Here is a 5,609-nt window from a genome sequence, read left to right on the forward strand (position 1 = left end):
TGGCAGCGCAGCCTTGACCGTGTGTTTGCGCGTCATGAGGCGCTGCGCAGTGTTTTTGTCGCGACGCAGGGCAAGCCCCGGGTTGAGGTTCTGCCGCCGGATGCGGGACTGCCGATAGTTGAGCACGATCTGCGGGAGAGATCGGATGCGCAAGCGGCACTTTTGGATCTTCGCCATGAAGAGGGGCGCACGCCATTCGATCTTGCGCGCGGTCCGCTGATCCGCGGGCATCTGCTGCGGATGTCGGATGAGGAGCACGTCTTCCTGCTGACCCAGCATCACATCGTCTCGGACGGCTGGTCGATGGGCGTGCTGCTGCGTGAACTTAGCCAGTTTTACCGGGCGTTCGAGGCTGGGCAGGACGATCCTCTGCCGCCGCTTGCGATCCAGTATCCGGATTACGCCGCCTGGCAACGCCAATGGCTGTCAGGGGAACGGCTGCAGAAGCAGGCGCAGTATTGGGGCAGCGCCCTTGCAGGCACGACCCGTCTTGTCTTGCCGACGGACCATGCGCGGCCTGCCCAGCAGTCGTTTGTCGCGGCCACGGTCCCGATCATCGTCGATGCGGATTTGACGCGGGAGCTGAAGCGGCTGAGCCTGCAGCATGGCACGACGTTGTTCATGACAGTGCTGGCGGCCTGGGCGGCGGTGCTGTCGCGTCTGTCGGGGCAGGACGATCTTGTGATTGGCGTGCCGAGCGCCAATCGGGGGCACCGGCAGATCGAAGAGTTGATCGGGTTCTTCGTCAACACCCTGGCGCTTCGGCTGGACCTGTCGGGCAAGCCAAGCGTGTCCGAGCTTCTGGAGCGGACGCGGCGCACGGTGCTGGCTGCGCAGGAGCATCAGGACCTGCCGTTCGAGCAGGTGGTGGAGATCGTGCAGCCGCCCCGGGCTCTTGATCACACGCCGTTGTTGCAGGTGATGCTGGCCTGGGAGAACAATGCGGTTGGGTCATTGGACCTGCCGGGGCTGAGTGTCGAAGCTGCCGGGGACGAGCTTGATCAGGTCAAGTTCGATCTGGAGCTGAGCCTTGGCGAGCATGGCGAGGAGATCGCCGGAACGCTGGCTTATGCCACAGCGCTGTTTGATCAGGCGACGATCGAGCGGCAGCGTGGTTATCTGCTGGCGCTGCTGCGGGCGATGGCTGCCGATGCGCAGCAAGAGGTTCACCGGATTGAGCTGCTCTCGGCTGCCGAGCGCACCTATCTGCTGGAGGAGCTGAACCGGACGGCGGCGCCGTACCCTGCGGAGCGGTGCATCCACGAGCTGTTCGAGGCGCAGGTGCACAAGGCGCCGGATGCGGTGGCGGTAGTCTGCGAAGATGAGCGGCTGAGCTATCGCGAGCTCAATGCGCGGGCCAACCGCCTGGCCCATCACCTGATCGCCCTCGGGGTCAGGCCGGACCAGCCGGTTGCGATCTGCGTCGAACGCAGTCCGATGATGGTGGTGGGGCTTTTGGCGATCCTGAAGGCCGGCGGGGCGTATATGCCGCTGGACCCGGCCTATCCGTCGGCGCGGCTGCATCAGGTGCTCGACGATGCGGCGCCGCGGCTGCTGCTGGCCGATGTGGCCGGCCGTGCCGCCTTCGGCGCGGATGTGCCGGCCAATGTGAGCATGGTGGAGCTCGATGCTGCGGCGCCGGCCTGGGCTAGCCTGCCTGAAAGGGATCCTGATCCGCGCGCGCTCAGCCTGACCTCCCGCAATCTCGCCTATGTGATCTACACCTCGGGATCCACGGGCACGCCCAAGGGGGCTCAGAATGAGCATCGGGCTATCATTAATCGCCTGATCTGGATGCAGAACGCCTATGGTCTGAAGGCAACAGACGTCGTGGTGCAGAAGACGCCATTTAGCTTCGATGTCTCGGCCTGGGAGTTTTTTTGGACTTTGCTTGAAGGGGCAACGCTCGTACTGGCGCCGCCCGGTGCGCACAGAGATCCCGGTGCATTGGTCGACTTGATCGTCAGCCAGCGCATCACGACGGTTCACTTCGTGCCATCCATGCTGGTCAGCTTTTTGGATGCGAAGAGTGTTGACCGCTGCACATCGCTGCGGCGAGTTTTATGCAGCGGCGAGGCGCTCCCTGCCGCAAGTGTGCATAGGGTTCGACAGGTATTGCCCTGGTCGGCCCTGCACAATCTCTACGGTCCGACTGAGGCCGCGATCGACGTTACATCCTGGAGCTGCCCGGCTGAGTTTGATGACGCTATCGTCCCGATTGGCCGTCCAATCGCCAACACGCGGGTCTACTTGCTGGATGGTCATGGCGAGCTGGTCCCGTTCGGTGCGGTGGGCGAGCTCTGCATTGGCGGGGCGGGGGTGGCGCGGGGCTACCTGAACCGCCCTGAGCTGACAGCCGAGCGGTTCATCGCCAGTCCGTTTGTGGAGGGCGACCGGCTGTACCGGACCGGCGACCTTGCACGCTACCTGCCGGATGGCAATCTTGAGTTCCTGGGCCGTAACGACGATCAGATGAAGATCCGCGGCTTCCGGATCGAACCGGGCGAGATCGTCGCGCGGCTTTGCGAGCACGCCTACGTGCGCGAGGCGGTGGTAGTGGCGCGCGAGGATGGTCGCGGCGAGCAGCGCCTCGTTGCGTATGTCGTTGCCGCTGAAGCTGAGGAATCTGATCTTGCCGGCGCTTTGCGGGCGCATGTGAGTGCGGGGCTGCCGGACTACATGGTGCCGAGTGCGTTCGTGCGGCTGCCGGCGCTTCCGCTGACGCTGAACGGCAAGCTCGATCGAAACGCGCTGCCGGCCCCGGGCGACGAGGCGTATGCGCGCCGGACCTACGCCCCGCCTCAGGGCGAGATGGAGAGGGTGCTGGCGCAGATCTGGGCCGAGCTGCTGGGGCTGGAGCGGGTCGGACGGGACGACAACTTCTTCGAACTGGGAGGGCACTCGCTCTTGGCGGTGCAGATGATCGAGCGTCTACGGCGGCGGTCACTGCGCATCGAGGTGCGCACCTTGTTCGTCAAGCCGGTGCTGGCGGATCTGGCTGCAAGCCTGGGCCGCCATCACGAGGTGGCGGTCCCGGCCAACCTGATCACCGAGCGGAGTGCGGCGATCACGCCGCAGATGTTGCCGCTGATCGAGCTGACGCAGGGCGAGATCGACCGGATCATCGCCACGGTACCCGGCGGGGTTTGCAACATCCAGGACATCTACGGCCTGTCGCCGCTCCAGGACGGCATCCTGTTCCATCATTTGCTAGCGGCAAAGGGCGATCCGTACCTACTGGTGTCGCAGATGGCGTTTGCCGAGCGTGGGCTGCTCGACCGCTATCTTGCCGCGGTCCAGCGGGTGGTGGATCGGCATGACATCCTGCGTACCTCGTTTGTCTGGGAGGGCTTGTCGCGGCCGGCCCAGGTGGTGTGGCGGGAGGCGCGTCTGGAGGTGATCGAGGTCCAGCTGGATGGCGCTGGAGCCAAGAAGCTCAGGGAGCGGTTTGACCCACGTCGGCACCGCATCGAGCTTGGCCGGGCGCCATTGCTGCGGTTTGTGATTGCGCGCGAGCCCGGAAGCGCGCGCTGGCTGCTGCTGGAGCTGCAGCATCATCTGATCGGGGATCACAAGACGCGGGAGGTGATGCATGCTGAGGTCCGGGCCGAGCTGGAGGGGCGCCAGCATGAACTGACGGCGCCGCGGCCATTCCGCAATCTGGTGGCGCAGGCGCATCTACGCCGTGATGACAAGGCCGATGAAGCGTTCTTCCGGGAGCTGCTGGCCGACATCGACGAGCCGACCACGCCCTTCGAATTGAGCGAGGTGCGCGGCGACGGAGGCGGGGTTCGAGAGGCGCATCGGATGCTGCCGTCAGTTCTCCATGCGAGGCTGCGCGAACAGGCGCGGCGGCTGGGCGTCAGTCTGGCGAGTCTGTGCCATCTGGCGTGGGGACAGGTGGTGGCGCGCAGCAGCGGCCGCGAGCAGGTGGTATTCGGCACGGTGCTGTTAGGCCGACTGCAGGGCAGCGCTGGCGCCGACCGCGCCATGGGGTTGTTCATCAACACCCTGCCACTGCGGCTTGATCTCGATGAGACCGCCGTCGAGGCGAGCGTGCGGATGACGCAGGCCCGGCTGGCCGACCTGCTGGCGCATGAGCATGCCCCGCTGGCGCTGGCACAGCGCTGCAGCGCTGTTGCGGCGTCGGCACCGCTGTTCAGCACGCTGTTGAACTACCGTCACAACACGGCGCCGGCTGTGCCCGGCTCCGGGACGGATGATGTCTTGTCGGGCATGGAATGGCTGGGTGGAGAGGAACGCACCAATTATCCCCTGACCTTGTCGGTGGAGGATTTTGGCGAGGCGCTGGGCCTCACTGTGCAGGCGGCGGAACCAATCTCGGCGGATCGGATCTGCGGCTACATGCAGCGGGTGCTCGAGCAGCTGGCAAAGGCGCTGGAGCATGCCCCGGATACGCCGGTACGCGAGCTGGACATCTTGCCGGCTGAGGAGCGCACCTATCTACTGGAGGATCTGAACCGGACGGCGGAGGCCTATCCATCGGACCTGTGCGTCCATGAGCTGTTCGAGGCGCAGGTGCAAAAGGCGCCGGAGGCGGTGGCGCTGGTCTGCGAAAACGAGCGGCTGAGCTATGGCGAGCTCAACGCGCGGGCCAACCGCCTGGCGCATCATCTGATCGAGCTCGGGGTTAAGCCGGACCAGCCGGTTGCGATCTGCCTCGAACGCAGTCCGGCGATGGTGGTTGGTGTCTTGGCGATCCTCAAGGCTGGCGGTGCCTATCTGCCGCTGGACCCAGCCTATCCCAGCCAGCGGCTGCATCAGGTTGTCGACGATGCCGCGCCGCGGCTGCTGCTTTGCGACGTCGTCGGTCGCGCCGCACTCGGCCCCAAGGTGCTGACCGATGTGACGGTCATCGATCTGGAGACCGCCACGCCCGCCTGGGCCGATCGGACGGCATCAAACCCTGACCGACGCGCGCTTGGCCTCACAGCGTGCCATCTCGCTTATGTGATCTACACCTCAGGCTCAACCGGAAGCCCAAAGGGAGTCATGGTCCAGCATCAGGGGTTGGTCAATCTGCTGTCGGCTCAGGTCGGCCTCTTTGGCGCTTCTTCCAACAGCCGCGTTGTGCAGTTCGCCTCCATTGCTTTTGATGCAAGCGCTTGGGAGCTTGTCATGGCGTTTGGCTCCGGAGCCGCTTTGCACTTGCCTGCGGAAGAGATCCGTCAAGCGAGTAACAAGCTATCGGATTATCTCCAAAGCGAAGCCATCACCCACGCGACGTTACCCCCAGCGTTGCTTCAGACAAGCAAGGATCCGGAAGGTTTGGCTGCGCAAGTTCTCGTTCTTGCTGGAGAGCTGCCGAAGCCCGAACTCATCCGAAGTCTGACCCCAGCATCAATTGTCAACGCTTATGGCCCGACCGAGGCGACAGTCTGCGCGACGATCTGGACTTGCCCGGCTGACTTCAATGGGTCAGTGGTCCCGATCGGGCGTCCAATCGCCAACACGCGGGTTTACCTGTTGGATGGCCATGGCGGGCTGGTGCCGTTCGGCGCGGTGGGCGAGCTTTACATTGGCGGGGCGGGAGTGGCACGGGGCTACCTGAACCGCCCTGAGCTGACAGCCGAGCGGTTCATCGCCAG

1 protein-coding gene is annotated in these 5,609 nt (G+C 64.8%); it reads left to right on the forward strand.

Annotation, left to right across the window (positions count from 1 at the left end):
- On the forward strand, positions 1-5,609 hold a 5,609-nt coding region (locus GGD67_RS38995), incomplete at both ends, for a non-ribosomal peptide synthetase (protein ID WP_179740335.1).

The organism is Bradyrhizobium sp. IAR9 (genome assembly GCF_013408065.1).
Taxonomy (GTDB): domain Bacteria; phylum Pseudomonadota; class Alphaproteobacteria; order Rhizobiales; family Xanthobacteraceae; genus Bradyrhizobium.